Below are 23,333 nucleotides of genomic sequence, written 5' to 3'. Positions count from 1 at the left end.
GTCAGTAAGTCCCGGCGGCGGTCGTGCTCGCTCGCCCTTCGATGGCTGCAATCAGCGCGTTATAGACGCTGCTGGCTCCAATGCGGAACGTCTTGGGCGTCGCCCAATCAGCACCCATGATCCGGTCGGCAAGGTCGAGATAAATCTTTGCATCCGCGACGGTGCGAATACCGCCCGATGGCTTGAGCCCGACGGGGCGACCGGAAAGCTTGATCGCATTGAGCATGATTTCCGCCGCTTCGGGTGTGGCGGAAACGGGCGTCTTGCCGGTCGAGGTCTTGATAAAATCGGCACCCGCTTCGATGGCGATCCGGCTTGCGGTGGCGATCAGTTTCGGATCGGCGAGTTCACCCGTTTCAAGAATGACCTTCAGGAGATGCCCCTCGCCGACAACCTCGCGCACCGCTTCAACCATCTCGCTCGCTGTGCGCAGATCACCGCGACGCACTGCCGCACAAGGCAGCACGAGATCGATTTCATTGGCGCCATCGGCGAGCGCTTCGCGCGTATCGTCGACGACGCGGCCGATGTCCTCGCCACCGGCAGGGAAGTTGACCACCGTCGCGATCTGGACGGAGGAGCCACGCAGCGCATCACGCGCACGCGCCACGTATTGTGGCCACACGCACACTGCGGCGACAGGGCCGTGCGGATTGAGCGCCTTGGCGCAAAGCGCATCGATCGCCTGGTCAGTGCAGTTATCCGTCAAGTCCGTCAGATCGAGACTGCGCAGGGCGCGTTGTGCGATTTGGGCGTCAGACATGAGACAACTCCGCAACGAACGAGCGAATGAGACGCTTGAACCTCTCCGATGCCTCGGCGGCCGTATCCTTCGTCTCCTGATGCGACGGCGATGCGCCTTCAATGCCGGCTGCGAGGTTGGTGACAACCGAGATTGCCGCGACCTTCAGGCCATAATAACGCGCGAGGATGACCTCGGGCACAGTCGACATGCCAACAAGATCGCCGCCGAGAATCTGTGTCATGCGGATCTCAGCCGGCGTCTCGAAGCTTGGCCCGGAAAGCCACGCATAGACGCCCTCGGGCAGGTCAATGCCTGCCTTCTTCGCCGCTCCTTGCAAGGTCCTGCGTAGGCCCTCGTCATAAGCGCCGGTCAGCGAAACGAAACGGCCGTCTGTGTGATCCTTCAGCAGCGGATTTGTGCCGGAGAGGTTGAGGTGATCGTTGATCGCAACAAGACTCCCGGGGCGGATCTCGGCGCGCACGGAACCGGCGGCATTGGTCAAAACCAGCGCCGGCACGTTCAGCTCCCGCACTAGCGCCACTGGCACGCGCATCGCGCCCGCATCGCCGGTTTCGTAATAATGCGCGCGGCCCTGGAAAAGCAGGACACGCTTGCCTTCCAACATACCGGCAACGAGACGCCCCGCATGGCCGGAGACGCCGCTCTTCGGAAAGTGTGGAATGTCCGCATAGGGCAAGCTGACTGCGTTGGTCACTTCATCGACCAAGGTGCCGAGACCGGTGCCGAGCACGAAAGCGGCGTCGAACTTCCCGTCAAAACCACGCGCTCGAACGAATTCGGCTGTTTCCTGAACCTTCTGTTCCATCATCATCTCTCGGAGCATAATCTCCATCACGCTCCTCCTACTTTCAAATCTCGTGAAGCTTTACGCCGTGTCTTATCGGGTGCCGAGGTTGTGAGGCCCGAAGGAGAAGGGCAGTAACTCATCGAGCGTAAAGCTCTTTCGAATGCCCTCCGGGCCCGCCACGTGAATGGGTGTATCCGGCGCGGCGAATTCGCGGATGCGCTGGCGGCAACCGCCGCAGGGGGTGACGAGCGCATCGCCTTCGCCCATCACAACAATCGCAGCGATGCGGCTCTCACCGCCCGCCACCATCGCCGAAATCGCGCCGCCTTCTGCGCAGGAGCCCACGGGATAAGCCGCGTTCTCGACATTGCAGCCCGAGAAGACTTTGCCGTCCGGCGTCATGATCGCAGCGCCGACCTTGAAGCGGGAATACGGCGCGTAGGCTTTCGTTTGCACAGCCTTGGCGGCTTCGAACAACGTGTCGAGAGATGCCATGTCACCGCTCCTTCACGTAAGGAACGCCGGATGCGCGCGGCGGAATGGCTTTGCCGATGACACCGGCAAGCAAAATCACCGTCATGAGATAAGGCAAAGCCTGAATGGCCTGCACCGGCACTTCGCCGATGCCGGGAAGCGCGATGCCCTGCAGGCGAATGGCAGCGACCTCCAGCACGCCAAACAGGAAGCAGGTGCCGAGTGCCGGCCACGCGCGCCACTTGGCAAAGATCAGCGCCGCGAGCGCAATGAAGCCCTTGCCCGCCGTCATGTTGGGCAAGAATCCAGCCGACTGGCCGACCGAGAGATAGGTGCCCGCAAGGCCGCAGAGGGCGCCGCAAATAACAACGGCCGCATAGCGCAGCTTCGTGACGGAAATGCCAGCGGTATCGACCGCTGCGGGGTTCTCACCGACGGCGCGAAGACGCAAGCCAAAGCGCGTCTTGCCGAGGACGAACCAAGTCACCACGACGGCAAGCAGCGCGATGTAGACCGGAGCGGAGTGGCCCAGAAAGACCTCGCCGAAACGCTCGGCGCCTTCGAGCGGCGGCGTGCGGCCGCCCTGGCCGTACCAGGCGTTTCCGACGATGGCCGTCAACCCGACGGCAAGCATGTTGATGGCGACGCCGGAGACGATCTGATTGCCGCGCTGGCTAATCGAGGCAAAGCCGTGAATGAGCGCGAACGCGACGGAAGCGCCGATGCCGGCGAGAAGCCCAATCCAGGCGGAGCCAAACGCGTGCGCTGCCGCTGCCGCCGCGAAGGCTGCGACCAGCATCTTGCCCTCAAGCCCAATGTCGACGACGCCGGAGCGCTCCGACCAGAGCCCTGCGAGGCACGCCGCGAGAAGCGGGATCGACAAGCGTAGCGAGGAATCGAATACAGTGACGAAGAAGCTGAGATCCATGATGATTTTAAGCCCTCACTTGCTTCAGGGCCGGCGTCAGCATGCGCGCCACGACGCGGCGGAAAAGCCCTTCGAGCGCCCCTGCGAACAGGATGATGATGCCGCCGATCACGACCACCATGTCGCGAGTGATGGCTGGCTGCTCGAAAGCGAGCTCCGCACCGCCTTGATAGAGAATGCCGAACAGAAGCGATGCGAGAATGATGCCGAGCGGATGCGCGCGTCCCATCAACGCAACGGCGATGCCGACGAAGCCGTAGCCCGAGGTGAATTCAAGCAGCAGCCGATGCTGATAGCCCATCAACTCATTGACCGCGAGGCCCCCGGCCAGCGCGCCGGAGAGGATCATCGCAATGACCGTAACGCGCGCGGGCGAGATGCCCGCATAGACCGCCGCCAAAGGATTGAAGCCGATGGTGCGGATCGCATAGCCGAGGCGGGAGCGATAAATGAGCAGCCAGATGCCATAAGCGGCGGCCAATGCCAGCACGAAGGTAAGATTGAGCTGCGACGGCGCGATCTCGATTCCGAACGCGGCGAAGACATCATGCATGAACGGGATCTGCGACTGCACCGGAAATGCCGGCGTCTCCGGGTTCATGTTGGTCGGTTCACGCAGCACGTTGACCAGCAGGTAGACGATCAGCACGCTCGCGAGCCAGTTGAACATGATCGTGGTGATCACGATATGGCTTCCTCGTTTCGCCTGCAGGTAACCGGGAATCGCAGCCCAGAGAGCGCCGAATGCCGCAGCGCCCAGGATGCCGAGCGGGATCAGCAAAAAGCCCGGCAGGAATCCCAGATTGAGGAGGACGAGAGCCGCGCCGAGGCCGGCGAGCGTCGCCTGGCCTTCCGCGCCGATGTTGAACAGGCCCGCATGATAGGCCACCGCCACCGCCAACCCCGTGAAGATGAAATTGGTCGTGTAGAACAGCGTGAAGCCAAGCCCCTCGCCGGTGCCGAGGCTGCCCTGGATCAGGAGGCGGGTTGCGGTTAGCGGATTCTCGCCGATGCCGACCACGACGAGGCCGGCCACGAGGAACGCTGCCACCACCGAAACGGCGGGTACAAGGGCCGTGTCGACCCATTTGGGAAGATCGATGGGTGCGCTCACTTTTGATGATCCGGCAAAAACATATGTCCCTCGTCGTCAAGGGGGAAAGAAGGATTCCAGGCAACCTCCCAGAGGTGTCCGTCCGGGTCGGCGAAATAACCCGAGTAGCCGCCCCAAAACACATCCTGCAGTGGCTTGAGTTCGCGCGCGCCGGCTTTCAGCGCCAACGCGAAAACCTCGTCGGCCTCCGCCTTTGAACGCGCGTTGTAGGCAAGCGTGACGGCGGAAAAGCCGGTCGGCCTATCTTCCACATATGCATCTGCAGCGAGGTCCGCACGCCCAAAGAGTGCAAGCGCCAGACCATTCGCCTGGAAGAATGTGACGCTCGGCTGACTGGCGGACGAAGCCTTCCAGCCCCACGCCTCGTAAAAGGCAGTCGCTTTCGCGACATCGGCGACGCCGAGCGTCACAAGGGTCAAACGTGGTTGCATCATGCCGCCTGCTCCGTAACGCCGGCCATGAGAAGGCCGAGATCCTGCTCGTCGGTCTCGCTCGCCTTGCGCTCGCCGGTGATCTGCCCGCCGCACATTGTCAGAATGCGGTCGGAGAGATTCATGATCTCGTCGAGTTCGACCGACACGAGAAGAATGCCAACGCCCGCATCGCGCAGAGCGATGAGACGGCGATGGATGAACTCGATGGCACCGATATCGACGCCACGCGTCGGCTGGCCGACAAGCAGCACCTTCGGATTACGCTCGATCTCGCGGGCCAGAACAATCTTCTGCTGATTACCGCCGGAGAACTTAGAGGATTTCAGACGCGGCGCGCGCGGGCGCACATCGTAGGCTTCCATCTTTGACGACAGATCCGCGATCATGCGGTCATGATCAAGGAGCGGCCCCGGTCCCAAGCGCGGATCATCGGTGAAGCCGAGCGCTGCGCTCTCGAAGGCCGGGAACGCGGACACGAGACCCATGCGCAACCGGTCCTCCGGCACATGCAAGAGGCCAAGCTTGCGCATCCCATGCGGGTTGTGCTCGGCAAAGCCGATCTCCCGCCCTTCGAACTTGATCGTGCCGAGAACAGGCTGGCGCATGCCAGCCAGCGTCTCAAGCAATTCGCTTTGGCCGTTGCCCGCCACACCTGCGATGCCGACGATTTCGCCTGCGCGAACGGTCAGCGAGACATTCGCCACCCGAAGCACGCCGCGATTGTCGATCACGGAGAGATTATCCACTTCGAGCAGCGGTGCGCCCGGCTCCCGCTCACTCTTCTCGACGTGCAGAAGAACGTGGCGGCCTACCATCAACTCAGCAAGTTCCGGCGGAGACGTGTCTTTCGTCTCAACCGTCGCGACCATCTCACCACGTCGCATGACAGAAACGCGATCCGTCACGGCCATGATCTCGCGCAGCTTATGCGTGATGAGGACAACGGTCTTGCCCTGGGCGCGCAATGCGCGGAGCAGTTTGAAGAGCGCATCCGCCTCCGCTGGCGTCAGCACCGCAGTCGGCTCGTCAAGAATGAGGATATCGGCCCCACGATAAAGGGCCTTTAGAATTTCAACACGCTGCTGCAAGCCGACCGAGAGTTCGCCGACGATGGCGTCGGGATCGATCTCGAGTCCGTAGTCGTGTGCAAGGCGCGCCAGCTCCGCGCGAACCTTCGCCTCGCCGCCGCGCAGCATGGTGCCGCCTTCGGCGCCGAGCATGACATTCTCGACGACGGTCAACGGCTCCACCAACATGAAGTGCTGATGGACCATACCGATGCCCGCAAAGATCGCGTCGTTGGGAGAGCGGATCGAAACCGACTTGCCGTTGACGCGGATCTCGCCGGAATCGGCTTCGTAAAAGCCGTAGAGGATCGACATCAATGTCGACTTGCCTGCACCGTTTTCACCAACGATCCCGTGAATCGTCCCGCGCTCGACCGTGAGATTCACGTCCTTGTTGGCGTGAACCTCACCGAAGCGCTTGTTAATGGCGTGCAGTTCAATGGCGGAAGGCATGAGCAAACTCACACATCATCCTCGGATCGGCAGCGCAAACTCCGACGGATGAAAACGGATTTCGCGACCGGACGCCACGAACGGCACCGGTCGCGTTTAAAACCCAATCCGCCGCGCAAAATGCGCGGCGGGAGGAGCAGAACCCTGGTGGCTTATTGCACCGGGCACTTCGAGTCGGACATGTAGTCATGCACCTTGATGGCGCCGGACTTGATGCCCTCGGCAGCCTTGTCGGCAGCAGCCTTCATATCGGCGGTGATCAGCGACTTGTTGTTGTCGTCGAGCGCCCAAGCCACACCGTCTTCCTTCAGGCCAAGCACGGAGACGCCGGCCTTGAAGGTGCCCTTCTTCGCCTGATCGAAGGCGTTGTAGGTGGCGATGTCGACGCGCTTCACCATGGAGGTGAGAACCTTGCCCGGGTGCAGGGCGTTCTGGTTCGAGTCGACGCCGATGCTGAGCTTGCCCGCATCCGCAGCTGCGCGCATGACACCAACGCCGGTGCCACCGGCCGCGTGATAGACGACGTCAGCGCCGCGATCGATCTGGCTCTTGGCGAGCTCGCCGCCCTTCACCGGGTCGGTCCAGGCCGCGCCCGTGGTGCCGGTCATGTTCTGGAACACTTCGGCGTTAGCCTTGGCGTATTTCGCGCCCTGGACGTAGCCGCAGGCGAACTTGCGGATCAGCGGAATGTCCATGCCGCCGACGAAGCCAACTTTGCCGGTCTTGGAGGCCTGCACGGCCAGAAGGCCGACAAGGAACGAGCCTTCATGCTCCTTGAAGACGACCGACTGGACGTTCGGCTTCTCGACCACGGAGTCGATGATGGCGAACTTGGTCTTCGGGAACTCGTCGGCGACCTTCTTCAGAGCCGTTTCCTGGCTGAAACCGACGGCAACGATCGGCGAGAAGCCGTCGCGCGCGAAGCGGCGGAGCGCCTGCTCGCGCTGGGCGTCGTTCTGCGGCTCGAAGTCACGATAATCGGTGCCGGTGTCCTTCTTGTACTTCTCGGCGCCTGTATGGACGCCTTCATTGAAGGACTTATCGAACTTGCCGCCGAGGTCATAGACGATCGCCGGCTTGAACGCGTCCTGTGCAAAAGCCGCCGTGGCGGAAAAGGCGAGGCCCGCGAGCGCAAGGCCGAATTTAGTTGCTTTCATAAGCTTTGTTCCCCTGTTTGGCGCGCCGGCTTGTTACCCGGTTGCGCCCAGACGATGGCATGGGAAGGGTCACATCGCCAAGCTCCCTGTCAAGCCGTTTACGCTAATTCCGCCGTGAAATGGTTGATAGAGCCGGCCATGACGCTAAGGTCAGGCCATGTCGCTCACGCCCGATGAAATCGACCGCTACGCCCGCCACCTCGTTCTTCACGATGTGGGTGGACCGGGGCAATTGAGACTGAAGGCCGCGCGGGTGCTGGTGGTCGGAGCGGGGGGACTCGGCGCGCCACTCCTGCAATATCTTGCAGCGTCGGGCGTCGGAACCCTCGGGATCGCGGACGATGACGTGGTTTCCCTCGACAATCTCCAGCGTCAAGTGATCCATGGCACACCGGATGTCGGCTGCACCAAAACGGAGAGCGCAGCGCAGGCCATCGCGCGGCTGAACCCTCACGTAACGGTAGAAACCCATGCACTGCGGCTGAACGCCAACAACGCGCGGGAACTCGTCCGCCGATACGACGTCATCGCGGACGGGTCGGACAACTTCGAGACCCGGTATGCGATCTCGGATGCCTGCTTCTTCGAGAAAAAGCCACTCGTCACGGCGGCTCTGGGCCCGTTCGACGGGTCGCTAACAACCATTCGCGCCTATGAAATCAGCCCAGACGGTAAGCCGAACCCCACTTATCGCTGCCTTTTCCCCTCCCCGCCCCCTGCCGGCACAATCCCAAGCTGCGCGGAAGCCGGCATTCTCGGTGCACTCGCCGGGGTCATGGGAAGTCTGATGGCGATGGAGGTGATCCGCCAGATCGTCGGCTTCGGCGAGGGTCTCGTCGGACGCCTGCTGATGGTCGATGCACGCTCGATGCGGTTCGACACGGTGCGCTACGCTTGGGATGAGGCGAACCCCTTAAGCGGCGCGAAAGAGCCATCCCGGACAACGACCCTGTCGCGTCCGGGATAACATTTTTAGACTTTATCCGCGCAGCACCGCGCCGGTCTTCTTGGCGACTTCGCCGACGATCTTCTGCGACACGGCCTCGATCTCGACGTCGGTCAACGTCTTCTCGGTCGGCTGGAGGGTAACCGCGATGGCGACGGACTTCTTGTCCGGGTCGATGCCGGTGCCCTCGTAGACATCGAACACTTCGACCGCCGCGATGAGCTGGCGCTCAGCCCCTTGCGCCGCCTTGATGATGTCGCCCGCCAGCACGTCGCGCCCGACCACGAAGGCGAAGTCGCGGGTGATGGGCTGGAAGTCCGAGAGAACCAGCTTCGGCTTCATCTTGGTCGGCTTCGCCTTCGGCGGCGGCAGGGCGTCGAGGGTCAATTCGAAGGCGACGAGCGGCCCCTTGAGGTCGAGCGCCTTCAAGACCTTCGGGTGGACCTCACCGAAAGTGCCGATCACGTTCTTCGGCCCGAATTGCACGGTGCCCGAACGGCCGGGATGGAACCATGCCGGACCGCCGGGAACCACCTGCAGGCCACCGGTCGGAATACCGAGCGCATTCATAAGCGAGAGGACATCGGCCTTGGCGTCGAAGGCATCGACGGCAACGGCGCCGCCGTCCCAATGACGTCCCACACCCTCCGCGCGGGCCGAGCCACGGCGCACGCCCGTCGCCTTGATGGTCTGGCCTTCCGGCTCGTCCGAGGCGAAGCACTGGCCGACCTCGAACAGCGCGACGTCGCCGAAGCCGCGATCCGCATTGCGCTGGGCCGCTTTCAAAAGGCCCGGCAGCAGGCTCGGACGCATGTCGGAGAGGTCCGATGCGATGGGATTTGCCAGCGCCAAACGCGCATCACCGCCACCGAAAAGCTCAGCCTCGCTCTTAGCGATGAAGGACCAGGTGACGGCTTCCACCAGCCCGCGCGAGGCCAGGAGGCGACGGGCCAGACGGGTGCGCTTCTGGATCAGCGTGAGGACCGGCTTGGCGACGGTGTCCTCAAGGCGCGGCAGGGGTTTTGGCAGGATGCGGTCGACGCCCGCGATGCGGATGACCTCCTCCACCAGATCGGCCTTGCCGTCGATATCCGGCCGCCAGGACGGCGCGATGACCTTCACGCGCTCGCCGGAGCCTTCAACGACGAACCCGAGCTTTTCCAGAATCTTTCGCGATTCGGCAGGCTCCACATCGAGCCCCGACAGGCGCGGAACTTCCGACCAGGGGAACTCGTAGACCTGCTTCGTATCGGGCACCTTGCCCGCGACGACTGACTCGGTCGCCTCACCGCCGCAGAGGTCCTGAACCATCTTGGTCGCGAGATCGAGGCCCGGCACCGTGAAGGCCGGGTCGATGCCGCGCTCGAATCGATAGCGCGCGTCGGTGATGATGTTCAGCTTGCGGCCCGACTGGGCGATGTTCAGCGGGTCCCAGAGCGCGGACTCGATGAGCACGTCCGTGGTGTTCTCGTCGCAACCGGAATGCTCGCCGCCCATGATGCCGGCAATCGACTCGACGCCGTTCTCGTCGGCGATGACGACATTGCCGGCTTCGAGCTTGTAGGTACGCCCGTCGAGGGCCACGATCTCCTCACCGTCCTTCGCGCGCCGGACGGTGAGGTTGCCCTTCACCTTCTTGGCGTCGAAAACGTGGAGCGGGCGCCCCCGGTCGAAGGTGATGTAGTTGGTGATGTCGACCAGCGAGTTGATGGGCCGGAGGCCGATGGAGAGCAGGCGGCGCTGCATCCAATCCGGCGAGGGGCCGTTCTTCACGCCGCGCACGAGGCGAAGCGCAAAGGCGGGGCAGAGCTTTTCATCGCCTGTTGCGAAATCGAGCTTCACCGACACCGGGCATGCGCCCTTGGCAGCAACCGGCGAGATCGCCTCGCCCTTCAGCGTGCCGAGGCCGGCGGCCGCTAGATCACGGGCGATGCCGTGGATCGAGGTGCAGTCGGGCCGGTTCGGCGTGAGGTTGATCTCGATGACCGGATCGTCGAGCCCTTCATAGGCCGCATAAGCGACGCCGACGGGCGCATCGGCGGGAAGCTCGATGATGCCGTCGTGATCCTCGGAGAGTTCGAGCTCCGCCGCCGAGCACAGCATGCCCGCGCTCTCGACGCCGCGAATGGTGCCGACGCCGAGGGTGATGTTCTTGCCCGGGATGTAGGTGCCGGGGGGCGCAAAAACGCTCTTCATACCGGTGCGGGCATTGGGCGCGCCGCAGACGACCTGGATCGGCTTGCCTTCGCCCGTATCAACCATGCAGACGCGCAGGCGATCTGCGTTCGGATGCTGCTCGGCCGAGATCACATAGGCGATCTTGTACGCGCTAAGCGTCTTCGCCTTGTCCTCCACGCCTTCGACCTCGAGGCCGATGCGGGTGAGCGTTTCCACGATCTCGTCGAGAGACGCCGTGGTGTCGAGGTGGTCTTTGAGCCAGGAGAGGGTGAACTTCATCTTTGCTCTCCTTTACGCGGTCAGGCCGCTGACGAGGGACGGAATGTCGAGCGGGCGGAAGCCGTAGTGGTTCAGCCAGCGCACATCGGCCTCGAAGAAGGGGCGCAGGTCCGGCATGCCGTATTTCAGCATGGCGATGCGGTCGATCCCCATGCCCCAGGCAAAGCCCTGGTACTCGTCCGGATCGAGCCCGCAATTCTTCAGCACGTTCGGGTGCACCATGCCGCAGCCGAGAATTTCGAGCCAATCCTCGCCCTCGCCGAAGCGGATTTCACCGCCCTTGCGTGAGCACTGGATGTCGACTTCCGCCGACGGTTCCGTGAACGGGAAGAAGGACGGGCGGAAGCGCATCTTCACCTGCTCGACCTCGAAGAAGGCCTTGCAGAACTCCTCCAGAATCCACTTCATGTGCGCGATGTCGGCCTGCTTATCGATGACGAGGCCTTCCACCTGGTGGAACATCGGCGTGTGGGTCTGATCCGAATCGTGGCGATAGGTGCGGCCCGGAATGATGACCCGGATCGGCGGCTTCTGCGCCATCATCGTGCGGATCTGTACGGGTGAGGTGTGAGTGCGCAGCACCTTGCGCTCGCCCTTCTCATCGGGCGCGAGGAAGAAGGTGTCGTGCATCTCGCGGGCCGGATGGCCCTCGGGGAAGTTCAGCGCCGTGAAGTTGAGATAATCCGTCTCGATATCCGGCCCTTCGGCGACAGAGAAACCCATATCGGCGAAGATCGCCGTCAGCTCTTCGATGACCTGGGAGATGGGATGGATGCGTCCGCGCGTCTCGGGGCCTTCCTGCACCGGCAGGGTGACGTCCACGCGCTCGGCGGCAAGGCGGGCCCCAAGGGCGGCCTCGGCGAGCGTTTCCTTCTTCTGCGCGAGGGCTGCCTGAACCGCGTCGCGCAATCCGTTGATGAGCGGCCCGCGTTCCTTGCGCTCGTCCGGCGTCATGGCGCCCAACGTCTTCAGGAGTTCAGAGACGGAGCCCTTCTTGCCGAGCGCGGCCACGCGCACAGCTTCAAGAGCCGCTTCGTCACCGGCGGCTTCGATCTCTTTAAGCAGATCACTTTGGAGTTGGTTGAGGTCGGTCATCGGTCCCGTGCCAGAATGCGTGCGCTTGAGTGAGACGCGGCGCGGGAACCGTCAAGCCTTCCGAGCCGCAAAAAGTCAAACGACAGCGTCATGCGCCGTCGATGCGAAGGGTCTCGGAGGCGGGATAGAGGCGGCGCGACGGGAACCCCGTCGCGCCGGAGCCAGGTTGTCCTTAGGCGGCCTGCGCAGGCAGGGAGGCCTTGGCGCGCTCCACGTAAGCGGCGAAAGCAGCCGGCTCGTGGATGGCCATTTCGGACAGAACCTTGCGATCGATCTCGATCCCAGCCTTGCCGAGACCGTCGATAAATCGGGAATAGGTCAGGCCATGCAGGCGGACTGCAGCGTTGAGGCGCTGGATCCAGAGAGCGCGGAAAGCGCGCTTCTTATTGCGACGGTCGCGAGTAGCATACTGCATGCTCTTCTCGACCGCCTGCTTGGCGATGCGGATGGTGTTCTTGCGGCGGCCGTAGAAGCCCTTGGCAGCCTTAAAAACCTTCTTGTGCTTGGCGTGGGCGGTAACGCCCCGTTTGACGCGCGACATGGAAAAACTCCTTCAAAATCCGGGATGTGGGAAGCCGTCTCAGCCGTTCGGCAGGAAGAACTTCTTCACGTTGTACGCGTCACTCTCGAACATGGTCGTGGTGCCGCGCAGGTTGCGGATCTGCTTCTTGGTCCGCTTGATCATCCCGTGGCGCTTGCCGGACTGGGCGTAAACGACCTTGCCGGTGCCAGTGATCTTGAAGCGCTTTTTCGCGCCCGATTTCGTCTTCAGCTTGGGCATTTTGCTCTCCGTATAAGTGGGGCCTCTCGGACCTAAGCCCTTGAAAACCCTTGTATTGCTGCATGAGCAAAACAAACCGCCACGGCAGCCCTGACAGCCGGGCGGTTCGGTGAAGGCCGGCTTATGGCAGAAGACGGCTTGAAAAGCAATGGCTCGGGCAGAGGTGAGTGGACGCGGCGGGGGGCCTCTCCCCCGCATTGCGCGTCGTGCGCTCGTGTCACCGGGCATGAGACCGCCACGTCCCCTCCCCTTCGCCCCCAAAACGACAAAGGGCGTCCTTTCGGACGCCCTTTCACGGCCCTTGAAACGAGGGCCGCAGTCAAAAACGCGATTACCGTGGCGCCAGTACCATCACGACCTGACGGCCCTCGAAGTTCGGCTCCATCTCGACCTTGGCGAGTTCGCCGACGTCCGACTTGACGCGCTCGAGAACCTTGAGGCCGAGATCCTGGTGGGCCATTTCGCGGCCGCGGAAGCGCAAGGTGATCTTGACCTTGTTGCCTTCCTCGAAAAAGCCCTTCATCGCCTTCATCTTCACATCATAGTCGTGATCGTCGATGCCGGGACGCAGCTTGATTTCCTTGACCTCGACGGTCTTCTGCTTCTTGCGCGCCTCGGCGGCCTTCTTCTGCTCGAGAAAGCGGTACTTGCCGTAGTCGAGGATCTTGCAGACCGGAGGAGCGGAGTTCGGAGCGATTTCGACGAGGTCGAGGCCCGCATCCTCTGCAAGGCGCAAGGCGTCGAAGAAGGGCATGACGCCTTTATTCTGCCCGGTATCGTCGATCAGCTGCACTTCGCGGACACCGCGAATGTCTCGGTTGGCGCGCGGTCCGTCCTTTTGCGGCACCGGCATAGGTCTCATTGGTCGGCGAATGGCTCGTATCTCCTGTTTAAGGGCTCAGTCGAGGCCGGAGACTCTTAATCGAATCTCTGCTCACTCGCCTGACTGTGCCACGAACGAACTGACATTTCGCGCAAATCCGCGCGAAGTCAACTTGTTCTGCGTGTGAAATGGCCCTCCAGCAGGGCCGAATAGACATCAAGCGTGCTGGTGACCATGTTCTCCAGCGAGAAGTGCCGCTGGACATGGGTGCGAGCGCGGTTGCCTAACGCATCGCGGGCGCTGGCGCCAAGCGACAGGGCCGCCCCGACCGCCTCGGCAAGCGCGCCAGCATCGTCCGGCGGAATGCGCCACCCGGTGCGCTCATGAGGCGCAACCGCGGGCGGCGAGAGCACGGTCTCCGGGACCGCGCCGAGATCGGACACGACGACCGGGGTGCCCATGGCCTGGGCCTCGACAGCGGAGCGGCCGAAAGCCTCAGGCTCCGTCGAGGGAACCGTGACCACGGACGCGGCCAAGAAGGCCGCGGGCATGTCGGTGCAATGGCCGACGCGGCGCACGATGCCGTGGAGTCCGCGCTCCTCGATGAGAGCGTCCAGTTCGCGAACATAGGAATCGCGGCCCTGCGGATCGCCCGCCAGAATGTAGGCGGCGTCGGTGACGCCAGCATTGCGCAGCTTGGCAGCGGCCTCGATCAGAACTTTTTGGCCTTTCCAGCCCGTGAGCCGGGCGGCCAGCAGCACCACGCGCTCGTGCGGCGCGACGTTCCACGCCTTGCGCAGGGCCTCCACCCGCTCCGGCGCGACGGCGGTGGGGGAGAAGCTCAAGAAATCGGTGCCGCGATGGATGACCCGGACACGCCCATCGGCAATCGGATAAAGCGAGCGGATCAGGTCGCCGGTGTAATAGGAATTGGCGATCACCACATCGCCGCGCGCCATGACCGAGTTGTAGAGCACTTTGACCGAGGAACGGCCGGAATAGCTGCCGTGATAGGTCGTGACGAAGGGAATGTTGAGCCGCCGCGCCGCGCCGAGCGCCACCCAGGCCGGAGCACGCGAGCGGGCGTGGATCAGCGACACCCTCTCCTTCCGGCAGAGCTTGGCGAGCCGTCGCACGTTACGCAGCATGGAGATCGGGTTCTTGCTCGCAGCCGGGAAAGGAAGCCAGATGCCGCCCTTGGCCTGGAGTTCACCGACAAGCCGCCCGCCTTCGGTCGCGACCAGCGCCCGCGCGCCCACATGGGCTAAGCCCTCGGCGATATCCACCGCCGTGCGCTCGGCTCCCCCAGCTTCCAGCTCGGGAATGATCTGGAGAATGGTCCGACCCGCCAGCGGATGGGAATGAGAGGTCGGAAAGGCCGCCCCTCCGACGGGTCGCGCTGAGAAACTCACTGAGGTAAGAGCCTTCTTCAAAATCGAATCGTTTGGGAAATGCTGGCTTTAAGCAGTTGAGGATCCGTTAACCATGCCGCAAACCATCACGGTGGGCCAAGGAACCCAAGCGCGTCAGATCGCGGTTTTAGCACGAAAAGGCAAGGGAAAGCCTGTGGTCTGGCTCGGCGGCTTCAAGTCCGACATGCGCTCCACGAAGGCGGAAGCACTCGATGCCTGGGCGGAAAAGGCCGGGCGGCCCTTCGTGCGTTTCGACTATAGCGGCCATGGGGAATCGGGCGGAGCCTTCGAGGAAGGCACCATCTCCCATTGGCTGGAGGATGCGCTGGCCGTCCTCGACCGGTTCGTCGAGGCGAAGCCGATCCTCGTCGGTTCCTCCATGGGCGGGTGGATTTCGCTTCTCGCGACCCGCCGCCTTCTCGACGATAAGCCGGACAGCGCGCCCGCCGGGATCGTGCTCATCGCACCCGCGACGGATTTCACCGAGCGGCTGATGTGGGACCGTTTTCCCGAAGACATCAAGCGCACCGTCCTAGAGACGGGCGTCTACTACCGTCCTTCGGAATATTCACCAGACCCCTACCCCATCACGAAGGGGCTGATCGAGGACGGGCGGAAGCACCTGCTTTTCGGCGCGCCGATCAAGACCGGCTGCCCGGTCCATATCCTGCAGGGCATGCAGGACCCCGACGTGCCTCCCGCCCATGCGCTCCAGCTGATGGAGCACCTGCCGGGAGACAGCACATCGCTGACCCTCATCAAGGACGGCGATCATCGCCTCTCCCGGCCGGAGGACCTAGAGCGGTTGATCAAAGCGGTCGAGGGGATTTAGCCGCGCCACTCCGGAGTGCCCCCGGAATGGCGCCATCGTCGGGAAATTAATGCAGGCTCACGGTCTGCAGGTCGTGCGCCCAGGCGTTAGCCACTGCGGCGTCGCGGGAATCGGCCAGCAGGATGGGCTCGCCGCTGGCGGAGAGCAGGGCGAAGAGCTGGAGGCCCGGCTCGATTTTGGGGGCCTGCGGGAAGAGCCTCGCCACGTCATCCGACCGCAAGGGCTTCACATAGGCCATGCGGCCTTCGCCCAAAGCGGCCAGTTCCGTGATGTTCTGAGGCTGCCCGGTGTGCGTGTCGGTCGTATGAGTCTTGTGCATCGTCCACTCCTCGCGCGGCGGCGTTACGCCTTGTCCGGGGCCGCGATGTCGATCTTACGGATGATCCGTTCCGGCTCGGGCCGGGCGAGATCGATCGACAAAAGGCCGTTGGACAGATCAGCGCCCAGAACCTCCATGCCGTCGACAAGGAGAAAGGCCCGCTGAAACTGGCGTGCGGCGATGCCGCGATGCAGGAAGTGTCTCGTCTTATCGTCGGATTGCCGACCGCGGATGACGAGCTGGTTTTCCTCCAGAGTCACCTCCAGCTGGTCGCGGGTGAAACCGGCGACAGCCAGCGTGATCCGAAGGCGCTCGGGATCCTGCGCGGTACGAGCCAGGCGCTCGATATTGTAGGGAGGGTATCCATCGCCCGCGGCTTTCGCGACACGATCAAGCGCCTGCTCGATCTCGTCGAAGCCTAACAGAAACGGATGCCCAAAGGGCGACTGACGCGACATATTCGAAGCCCAAGGTTAGAGGCACTTCGGTTGATTGTGGGCCCGCTCATGCGGCACCCAGGCGACCGTGACAGGTTCGCTGCAGCGAATATGGAGACGATGTTTCAGGGGATCAAGAGGTGTGGACCGAGAGTGGTAAGCGGTCGGCCGAGGGGGTGAAAGACCAACCGCCCTCCCCTTTTTCTCACACCTGCCCGCGCCACCAGGCGATCTGCTCGGCGACCCGAACGGGGGATGTTCCGCCGAAGCTCGTCCGCGAGCGGACGGAGTTCTGGACGCCCAAAACCTCAAAGATGCCTTGGTGGATGCGCGGCTCGACCGCCTGCATGACGTCGAGCGGCAGGTCTTCCAGGGTCGAGCCCCGCTTTTCCGCCTCGGAGACGATGCGACCGGTAATGTGGTGGGCATCGCGGAAGGGGATGCCGAGGCCGCGCACGAGCCAGTCGGCGAGGTCCGTCGCCGTGGAGAACCCGGCGCCTGCGACCGCTGCCATGCGATCCGGCACGGGCTCCAAATCCTGGATCATGCCGGTCATGGCCGCGAGCACGATCTCAATCGTGTCGGCAGCGTCGAAAAGCTGCTCCTTGTCTTCCTGCATGTCCTTGGAATAGGCGAGCGGCAGGCCTTTCATCATGGTCAGAAGCGCCATGAGCGAGCCGAAGATGCGGCCCGTCTTGCCGCGCACAAGCTCAGCCGCGTCGGGGTTGCGCTTCTGCGGCATCATGCTCGACCCGGTGGTCCAGCGGTCAGGCAGGCGGACGAAGCCGAAGGGGGCCGACATCCAGATGATGATCTCTTCCGCCAGCCGCGACAGGTGCACGGCGCAGATCGAGGCCGCCGAGACGAATTCGATGAGGCTGTCGCGGTCGGAGACCGAATCGAGCGAGTTGCGGGTCGGCCCGTCGAAACCCAGCGCCTTCGCCGTCATGTGCCTGTCGATGGGGAACGAAGTGCCGGCGAGCGCGCCGGAGCCCAGCGGGCACTCGTTCAGGCGCTTGCGGGAATCGCGGATGCGGCTGCGGTCGCGGCCAAACATTTCGACATAGGCCATGAGATGGTGGCCGAATGTCACAGGCTGGGCGCTCTGGAGATGCGTGAAACCCGGCATGACGGTGGCGGCATGCGGCTCGGCCTTGTCGAGCAGCGCCTTGATGAGGCTGGTCAACTGCAGGTCGGTCCGGTCATGGGCGTCGCGCACCCAGAGGCGCGCATCGACGGCGACCTGGTCGTTGCGGCTGCGGGCCGTGTGCAGGCGCGCCGCCGGATCGCCGACGACCTCGCGGAGCCTGCTTTCCACGTTCATGTGGATGTCTTCGAGCGCCTTGGAGAAGGTGAAGCTTCCGCTTTCGATTTCGCCGAGCACGCGCTGCAACCCCTGATGGATCGCGTCGCGATCGCTCTCGGCGATGATACCCTGCTTCGCCAGCATGGTGCTGTGGGCAATCGAACCCTGGATGTCCTGGGAAGCCAGGCGCTTGTCGAAATCGATGGACGCGTTGATCGCTTCCATGAGCGCGCTCGGGGATGAGGAGAACCGCCCTCCCCACATGGTGTTGGCACCGGCTTTCTTGGCTTCTTCAGACACGTTTTTCATCCAGCTTCGTCGGGTCCTTCAGCCTTTGCCATAGGTTACCCCCGAAGGCCAAGCCGGATCGTCTCTGCACGGGAATTAAGCATGAGGCATTATGTTTGCCAGTTTAAAACCAGTGATGGACTCGACAGCGACCTTTTGATTTGTATTCATACCCAGGCACAAAGCGCATTCGAGCGCTGCAAGGGAATGGCCCACATGAAGCATCTTCCGAAATTCATCCTATCCGCCGCGATGGTCGGCGCGATGGCAACATCGTTCTCCGCCGTGCAGGCGGCGACCCCTCCGGACACCCTGGTCCAGGCTTGGCAGAGCGACGACATCATCTCGCTCGACCCCGCCGAGGTTTTCGAGTTCAGCGCCTCGGAAATCGCGGGCAACACCTATGAGCGCCTGATCTCCTACGACATCAAGGACGTGTCCAAGATCTCCGGCCAGGTCGCCGAGTCCTGGACCGTGTCGCCGGACGGCAAGACCTATACGTTCAAGCTCCGCCCGAACAAGAAGTTCGCTTCCGGCAGCCCGATCACCGCGGAAGACGTGGTGTACTCGCTGCAGCGCGCCGTGATCCTCGACAAGTCCCCGGCCTTCATCCTCGGCCAGTTCGGCCTCACGAAGGACAACGTGAAGGACAAGATCAAGCAGACCGGCCCGCTTGAGGTGACCCTCGAAGTCGACAAGCCCTACGCGCCGACGCTCGTCCTTTACTGCCTTGGCAACTCGGTGGCCTCGATCGTCGAGAAGAAGGTTCTCGTGCAGAACGAGAAGGACGGCGACTACGGCTACAACTGGCTGAAGACGCATTATGCGGGCTCGGGCCCCTACATCATGCGCGAGTGGAAAGCCAACGAGGTTCTCGTTCTCGAGCGCAACCCGAACTACGACCAGAAGACCCCGCTCGCCCGCGTGATCTATCGCCACATCAAGGAAACCGCGAGCCAGCGTCTTCTCCTCGAAAAGGGCGACGTCGACGTGGCCCGCAACCTGAACCCGGAAGAACTCGCGGCGGTTGCCAAGAACCCGGACGTCAAGCTCCAGAGCGGTCCGAAGGGAACGGTCTACTATCTCGGCCTGAACCAGAAGAACCCGAACCTGGCCAAGCCTGAAGTTCGCCTCGCCCTGAAATATCTCGTCGACTACTCGGCCATTGCCGACACCATCATGAAGAACAAGGGCGACGTTCATCAGAACTTCCTGCCCAAGGGCTTCCTCGGTGCGGAAACCACCAACCCCTACAAGCTCGATGTCGCCAAGGCGAAGGAGCTTCTTGCCAAAGCCGGCCTGAAGGACGGCTTCTCGGTGACCATGGACACCCGCTCCACCGCCGAGATCACCGGCATCGCGCAGGCCATGCAGGCGACCTTCGCCCAGGCGGGCGTCAAGCTCGAAATCCTGCCGATGGACAGCAAGCAGGCTCTCACCAAGTACCGCGCCCGCCAGCACGATATCTATATCGGCAACTGGGGCTCGGACTATCAGGACCCGAACTCGAACGCTGATACGTTCGCGGCGAACGACAACAACGCGGACGATGCGAAGGCCAAGCCGCTGGCGTGGCGTAACGCCTGGGATCCGGGCGCGCTGACCGCGAAGACCCGCGCCGCCGTGATGGAGCGCGATGGAGCGAAGCGCGCGCAGATGTACAAGGAACTGCAGAAGTCGGTTCTCGATGACGGCCCGTTCGTCGTCTTCCTTCAGCAGACGGAAGTCGCCGCCGTGCGCAAGAACGTGGACAACTTCGTCCTCGGCCCGTCGTTCAGCGACAATGACGTGTCGCAAGCCAAGAAGAACTGACGCTTCGATGACATCTGCAGTCATGAGCCGGGGCGGAGGGCACGTCAGTGCCCTCCGCTCCTTCCTTAAGAAGATCGCTCAATTCGTTATCGTCCTGGCGACGACTCTGCTCGGATTGGTTGCGGTCACGTTCTTCATCGGCCGCGTCGTCCCCATCGATCCGGTCATCGCCATCGTCGGCGACAGAGCACCCGCGCATGTTTATGCGCGCGTCCGCCAGGAACTCGGCCTCGACCTGCCGCTGATCCAGCAATTCTGGATCTACCTGAAGAAGGCAGTCTCCGGCGATTTCGGCAATTCGGTTCTGACCACGAACCCGGTCTTGACCGACATCGTGAACGTTTTTCCCGCCACTCTTGAACTGGCGACGCTCGGCACCATTATCGGCACGTTGATCGGCATTCCGCTCGGCGTTCTCGCCGCGGTCAAGCGTGGCACGCTGATCGACCAGTGCGTGCGCGTGCTCGGCCTCATCGGTTATTCGATTCCGATCTTCTGGCTCGGACTGATGGCGCTGCTTCTGTTCTACGCCAAGCTCGGCTGGGTCGAAGGCCCGGGCCGTTTGGACGTGACCTATTCCTATATGTACACGCCGGTGACCGGCATCGTGCTGATCGACACGCTGATGCAGGGGCAGATGGATGCCTTCTGGAACGCGGTGTCGCATGTGACCCTGCCCGCCTGTCTGCTCGGCTATTTCTCGCTCGCCTATATCAGCCGCATGACGCGCTCGTTCATGCTCAACGAACTGGCGCAGGAATATGTGATCGCGGCACGCGTGAAAGGACTGTCCGAGATCCGGGTCATCTGGCGCCATGCCTTGCGCAACGCCGCCGTGCCGCTGATTACCGTGATCGCCCTGTCCTATGCGCACCTGCTGGAAGGATCGGTTCTCACCGAGACGATTTTCGCCTGGCCCGGGCTTGGCCAATACATCACCAACTCGTTGCAAAACGCGGACATGAACGCGGTGCTTGGCGGAACGCTCGTCATTGGCGCAGCCTTCGTCGTTCTCAATCTCATGTCCGATTTGCTTTATCGCTTGCTTGATCCGAGGACTCGCTCATGACGAGTGCCGCTTCCCTCCCTCAGCCGGCCGGTTTTCGGGCTTGGCTGCTTTCGCCCGAGCCGGCCTCCCGATGGCAGGCGCGGCTCGGCCGCGCCTATCTCGGCTGGCGCACCTTCACGAAAAACCCGCTTGCGGTGTTTGGGCTTTGCATCGTCCTGCTGCTTCTGCTCGTGGCCGTGTTTGCGAATTTCCTCGCGCCGTATTCGCCCATCGCCGGCGGGGACTTGCGCACGGCGCGATTGTTGCCGCCGAGCGCCGCGCATTGGCTGGGCACTGACGATCAGGCGCGCGACATCTATTCGCGCGTCATCTACGGCTCGCGCATCACGCTTTGGGTCGTGCTGCTCGTCTCCGTCATCGCGACGCCGATCGGGCTCCTCGTCGGAACAGTGGCTGGCTATCTCGGCGGGTGGGTCGATACGGTTCTGATGCGCCTGACCGACATCTTCCTCGCCTTCCCCCGCCTCGTTCTGGCGCTTGCCTTCGTCGCAGCGCTGGGCCCTGGCATTGAGAACGCCATCATCGCCATCGCGATCACGTCCTGGCCGCCTTACGCGCGCATCGCGCGCGCTGAGACGCTGATGGTGCGCAACAGCGACTTCATCGCCGCCGTGAAGCTGCAAGGCGCATCGACGCCGCGCATTATTTTCGGCCATGTGGTGCCGCTGTGCATCTCCTCCGTCATCGTGCGCGTAACGCTCGACATGGCGGGCATCATTCTAACTGCGGCGGGCCTCGGCTTCCTCGGTCTCGGCGCGCAGCCGCCGATGCCCGAATGGGGCGCGATGGTCGCGACGGGCCGCAATTATCTCATCGACCAATGGTGGGTCGCCGCCATGCCGGGTCTCGCCATTTTCGTCGTGAGCCTTGGATTCAACCTGCTGGGCGACGGCCTGCGCGACGTTCTCGATCCGAAGGCAGCCAAATGACGAAGCCGCTTCTCGAAGTTGAGGACCTGCGCGTCCGCTTTCACCTGCGCACCGGCACCGTGGATGCGGTGCGCGGCGTGTCGTTCCAGCTCGGCCGCGAGCGGCTGGGCATCGTGGGCGAATCCGGCTCCGGCAAGTCGCAGACCGGGCGCGCCATTCTCGGCCTGACGCCGCCGCCCGGCGAAGTTGCGGCGAAAAAGCTGAGCTTCGACGGCATCGACCTTCTCACCGCCTCGAAGCGGACGCTGCGCACCTTGCGCGGCGGGCGCATCAGCATGGTGATGCAGGACCCGAAATATTCGCTGAACCCGGTCATGACCATCGGCGAGCAGATCATCGAGGCCTATCAGGCGCACGCCAAGGTGAGCCGCGCGGAAGCGCGCGACAAGGCACTCGCGATGCTGGAAGCGGTGAAGATGCGCGATCCGGGCCGCGTCTTCGCGCTCTATCCGCACGAGGTTTCGGGCGGCATGGGTCAGCGCGCGATGATCGCCATGATGCTCGTCACGGACCCCGACCTTCTGATCGCCGACGAGCCGACTTCCGCGCTCGACGTGACGGTTTCGATGGAGGTGTTACGCATTCTCGACGAACTCGTCGCGGAACGCGGCATGGGCCTCATCTTCGTCTCGCACGACCTGAAGCTCGTCTCCTCGTTCTGCGACCGCGTGCTGGTGATGTATGCGGGCCGTGTGGTCGAGGAGTTGGAGGCGAAGCATCTGCGTGAGGCGCAGCACCCCTATACGCGCGGGCTGATGAATTGCCTGCCGACGCTCGCCGCCGATGTTCGTCCGCTGCCCACCCTCAACCGCGATCCGGCCTGGGCGCTGTAAGGAGGCGTTCAATGCTCGACATTCAAAATCTTCGCGTCACCTATGGCACCGGCCGCCTTCAAGTCGATGCGGTCAAGGACGTTAGCTTCCAGGTGAAGAAAGGCGCAGCCTACGGGCTCGTGGGCGAATCCGGCTCCGGCAAGTCGACGGTGCTGCGCGCCATCTGCGGCCTCGCGCCGATCTCTGGCGGCCGCGTGCTCGTGGACGGCACGGAAGTGAAGACGCCGCGCGATCAAACTTTCTATCGCACGGTGCAGATGGTCTTTCAGGACCCCTATGCCTCGCTTCATCCGCGCCACACCGTTGACCGGACGCTCGCCGAACCGCTCGCTATCCACGGCGAGAAGAACGCGGAGGAGCGTATCGCCCAGGCTCTGCGCGAGGTGGGGCTCGGCCCGTCCTTCCGCTTCCGCTATCCGCACCAGCTTTCCGGCGGCCAGCGCCAGCGCATCGCGATTGCACGCGCGCTGATCCTGCGTCCGAAGGTGTTGCTGCTCGACGAGCCGACCTCAGCACTCGACGCTTCCGTGCAGGCGGAAGTGCTGAACCTGCTCGACGAACTGCGTCACAAGATGGGCCTGACCTACATTCTGGTCAGCCACGACCTCGCGGTCGTCGCGCACCTATGCGACAAGCTTCTGGTGATGCGCCACGGTGAGGGCGTCGAGGAGACGACGGCCGCAGCTTTGCGCCACGGCACCGCGTCGAACGACTATACGCAGTCCCTCATCCACGCGAGCAGCGGCTATACCAGAGAGGTGCTAAAGCCCGCTGCCGCGTAGAGCATGATCAGTGGACACCGGTTGTTCGCCCG

24 protein-coding genes are annotated in these 23,333 nt (G+C 63.1%); 7 read left to right on the top strand and 17 right to left on the bottom strand.

Features of this window, described 5'->3' with window-relative positions; genetic code table 11:
- Nucleotide 1: 1 nt before the first annotated feature.
- From deoC to HB375_RS05490, 8 genes are all read right to left on the bottom strand, one after another.
- Nucleotides 2–763 carry a deoxyribose-phosphate aldolase gene (gene deoC, locus HB375_RS05525; protein WP_167671983.1) on the bottom strand — a complete coding sequence of 254 codons (762 nt, stop codon included), beginning with the start codon at nucleotides 761–763 and terminating at the stop codon, nucleotides 2–4.
- Entirely contained in the window at nucleotides 756–1,598 is an 843-nt protein-coding gene (locus HB375_RS05520) for a purine-nucleoside phosphorylase (protein WP_246728366.1), read from the bottom strand. Before HB375_RS05520 ends, deoC begins: the two co-directional genes overlap by 8 nt.
- A gap of 45 nt (nucleotides 1,599–1,643) precedes the next feature.
- Nucleotides 1,644–2,048, bottom strand: a complete 405-nt coding sequence (locus HB375_RS05515) for a cytidine deaminase (protein WP_167671982.1) — start codon at nucleotides 2,046–2,048, stop codon at nucleotides 1,644–1,646.
- A gap of 1 nt (nucleotide 2,049) precedes the next feature.
- Nucleotides 2,050–2,955 carry an ABC transporter permease gene (locus tag HB375_RS05510; protein ID WP_167671981.1) on the bottom strand — a complete coding sequence of 302 codons (906 nt, stop codon included), beginning with the start codon at nucleotides 2,953–2,955 and terminating at the stop codon, nucleotides 2,050–2,052.
- 7 nt (nucleotides 2,956–2,962) lie between these two features.
- Nucleotides 2,963–4,069 (bottom strand): ABC transporter permease subunit, encoded by a 1,107-nt coding sequence (locus HB375_RS05505; protein WP_167671980.1) that lies wholly within the window; start codon nucleotides 4,067–4,069, stop codon nucleotides 2,963–2,965.
- Nucleotides 4,066–4,500, bottom strand: a complete 435-nt coding sequence (locus HB375_RS05500; protein WP_167672504.1) for a VOC family protein — start codon at nucleotides 4,498–4,500, stop codon at nucleotides 4,066–4,068. Before HB375_RS05500 ends, HB375_RS05505 begins: the two co-directional genes overlap by 4 nt.
- A complete protein-coding gene (locus HB375_RS05495; protein ID WP_167671979.1) occupies nucleotides 4,500–6,023 on the bottom strand; it encodes an ABC transporter ATP-binding protein in 1,524 nt (507 codons plus the stop codon). The genes HB375_RS05500 and HB375_RS05495 overlap by 1 nt, the downstream gene beginning before the upstream one ends.
- Before the next feature lie 152 nt (nucleotides 6,024–6,175).
- On the bottom strand, nucleotides 6,176–7,180 hold the full coding sequence (locus tag HB375_RS05490) for a BMP family lipoprotein (protein WP_167671978.1): 1,005 nt from the start codon (nucleotides 7,178–7,180) through the stop codon (nucleotides 6,176–6,178).
- A gap of 157 nt (nucleotides 7,181–7,337) precedes the next feature.
- Between HB375_RS05490 and HB375_RS05485 the strand changes: the two genes are divergently transcribed.
- Nucleotides 7,338–8,147 (top strand): HesA/MoeB/ThiF family protein, encoded by an 810-nt coding sequence (locus HB375_RS05485; protein WP_167671977.1) that lies wholly within the window; start codon nucleotides 7,338–7,340, stop codon nucleotides 8,145–8,147.
- A 12-nt stretch (nucleotides 8,148–8,159) separates the two neighbouring features.
- Here HB375_RS05485 and pheT read toward each other — a convergent pair whose 3' ends face one another.
- The 6 genes from pheT to HB375_RS05455 form a co-directional block, all read right to left on the bottom strand.
- Nucleotides 8,160–10,583, bottom strand: coding sequence for a phenylalanine--tRNA ligase subunit beta (gene pheT / locus HB375_RS05480; RefSeq protein ID WP_167671976.1), 2,424 nt, complete (start codon nucleotides 10,581–10,583; stop codon nucleotides 8,160–8,162).
- A gap of 12 nt (nucleotides 10,584–10,595) precedes the next feature.
- Entirely contained in the window at nucleotides 10,596–11,678 is a 1,083-nt protein-coding gene (gene pheS / locus HB375_RS05475; protein WP_167671975.1) for a phenylalanine--tRNA ligase subunit alpha, read from the bottom strand.
- A gap of 172 nt (nucleotides 11,679–11,850) precedes the next feature.
- Nucleotides 11,851–12,219, bottom strand: a complete 369-nt coding sequence (gene rplT / locus HB375_RS05470) for a 50S ribosomal protein L20 (RefSeq protein ID WP_167671974.1) — start codon at nucleotides 12,217–12,219, stop codon at nucleotides 11,851–11,853.
- Nucleotides 12,220–12,258: 39 nt separating this feature from the next.
- Nucleotides 12,259–12,459: a 50S ribosomal protein L35 gene (gene rpmI, locus HB375_RS05465; RefSeq protein WP_167671973.1), complete on the bottom strand. Its 201-nt coding sequence runs from the start codon at nucleotides 12,457–12,459 to the stop codon at nucleotides 12,259–12,261.
- Between the two features lie 331 nt (nucleotides 12,460–12,790).
- The gene (gene infC, locus HB375_RS05460) at nucleotides 12,791–13,312 is read right to left on the bottom strand and encodes a translation initiation factor IF-3 (protein WP_246728365.1); all 522 of its coding nucleotides are present in this window, start codon (nucleotides 13,310–13,312) and stop codon (nucleotides 12,791–12,793) included.
- A 137-nt stretch (nucleotides 13,313–13,449) separates the two neighbouring features.
- Nucleotides 13,450–14,694 (bottom strand): glycosyltransferase, encoded by a 1,245-nt coding sequence (locus tag HB375_RS05455; RefSeq protein WP_167671971.1) that lies wholly within the window; start codon nucleotides 14,692–14,694, stop codon nucleotides 13,450–13,452.
- Between the two features lie 73 nt (nucleotides 14,695–14,767).
- Between HB375_RS05455 and HB375_RS05450 the strand changes: the two genes are divergently transcribed.
- A complete protein-coding gene (locus HB375_RS05450) occupies nucleotides 14,768–15,526 on the top strand; it encodes an alpha/beta hydrolase (RefSeq protein WP_167671970.1) in 759 nt (252 codons plus the stop codon).
- A gap of 46 nt (nucleotides 15,527–15,572) precedes the next feature.
- Here HB375_RS05450 and HB375_RS05445 read toward each other — a convergent pair whose 3' ends face one another.
- From HB375_RS05445 to argH, 3 genes are all read right to left on the bottom strand, one after another.
- Complete coding sequence (locus HB375_RS05445) at nucleotides 15,573–15,845, bottom strand: BQ00720 family protein (RefSeq protein WP_167671969.1); 273 nt, start codon at nucleotides 15,843–15,845, stop codon at nucleotides 15,573–15,575.
- A gap of 23 nt (nucleotides 15,846–15,868) precedes the next feature.
- The gene (locus tag HB375_RS05440; protein ID WP_167671968.1) at nucleotides 15,869–16,303 is read right to left on the bottom strand and encodes an Hsp20 family protein; all 435 of its coding nucleotides are present in this window, start codon (nucleotides 16,301–16,303) and stop codon (nucleotides 15,869–15,871) included.
- 184 nt (nucleotides 16,304–16,487) lie between these two features.
- A complete protein-coding gene (gene argH, locus HB375_RS05435; protein WP_425515161.1) occupies nucleotides 16,488–17,888 on the bottom strand; it encodes an argininosuccinate lyase in 1,401 nt (466 codons plus the stop codon).
- A gap of 204 nt (nucleotides 17,889–18,092) precedes the next feature.
- Between argH and HB375_RS05430 the strand changes: the two genes are divergently transcribed.
- Genes HB375_RS05430 through HB375_RS05410 form a run of 5 tightly spaced genes read left to right on the top strand, consistent with a single transcriptional unit; the run spans nucleotide 18,093 to nucleotide 23,301 of the window.
- Nucleotides 18,093–19,688: an ABC transporter substrate-binding protein gene (locus HB375_RS05430; RefSeq protein ID WP_167671966.1), complete on the top strand. Its 1,596-nt coding sequence runs from the start codon at nucleotides 18,093–18,095 to the stop codon at nucleotides 19,686–19,688.
- A gap of 7 nt (nucleotides 19,689–19,695) precedes the next feature.
- Nucleotides 19,696–20,757, top strand: coding sequence for an ABC transporter permease (locus tag HB375_RS05425; protein WP_425515160.1), 1,062 nt, complete (start codon nucleotides 19,696–19,698; stop codon nucleotides 20,755–20,757).
- A complete protein-coding gene (locus HB375_RS05420) occupies nucleotides 20,754–21,686 on the top strand; it encodes an ABC transporter permease (protein WP_167671965.1) in 933 nt (310 codons plus the stop codon). Before HB375_RS05425 ends, HB375_RS05420 begins: the two co-directional genes overlap by 4 nt.
- On the top strand, nucleotides 21,683–22,519 hold the full coding sequence (locus tag HB375_RS05415) for an ABC transporter ATP-binding protein (RefSeq protein WP_167671964.1): 837 nt from the start codon (nucleotides 21,683–21,685) through the stop codon (nucleotides 22,517–22,519). Before HB375_RS05420 ends, HB375_RS05415 begins: the two co-directional genes overlap by 4 nt.
- Before the next feature lie 11 nt (nucleotides 22,520–22,530).
- Nucleotides 22,531–23,301 carry an ABC transporter ATP-binding protein gene (locus HB375_RS05410; RefSeq protein WP_167671963.1) on the top strand — a complete coding sequence of 257 codons (771 nt, stop codon included), beginning with the start codon at nucleotides 22,531–22,533 and terminating at the stop codon, nucleotides 23,299–23,301.
- Nucleotides 23,302–23,333: the final 32 nt, after the last annotated feature.

This window comes from Microvirga terricola (assembly GCF_011777495.1).
GTDB classification, from domain to species: Bacteria; Pseudomonadota; Alphaproteobacteria; order Rhizobiales; family Beijerinckiaceae; genus Microvirga; species Microvirga terricola.
Note: the sequence above shows the minus strand (reverse complement) of the source record. Positions and strands in the feature narration are given on the sequence as shown.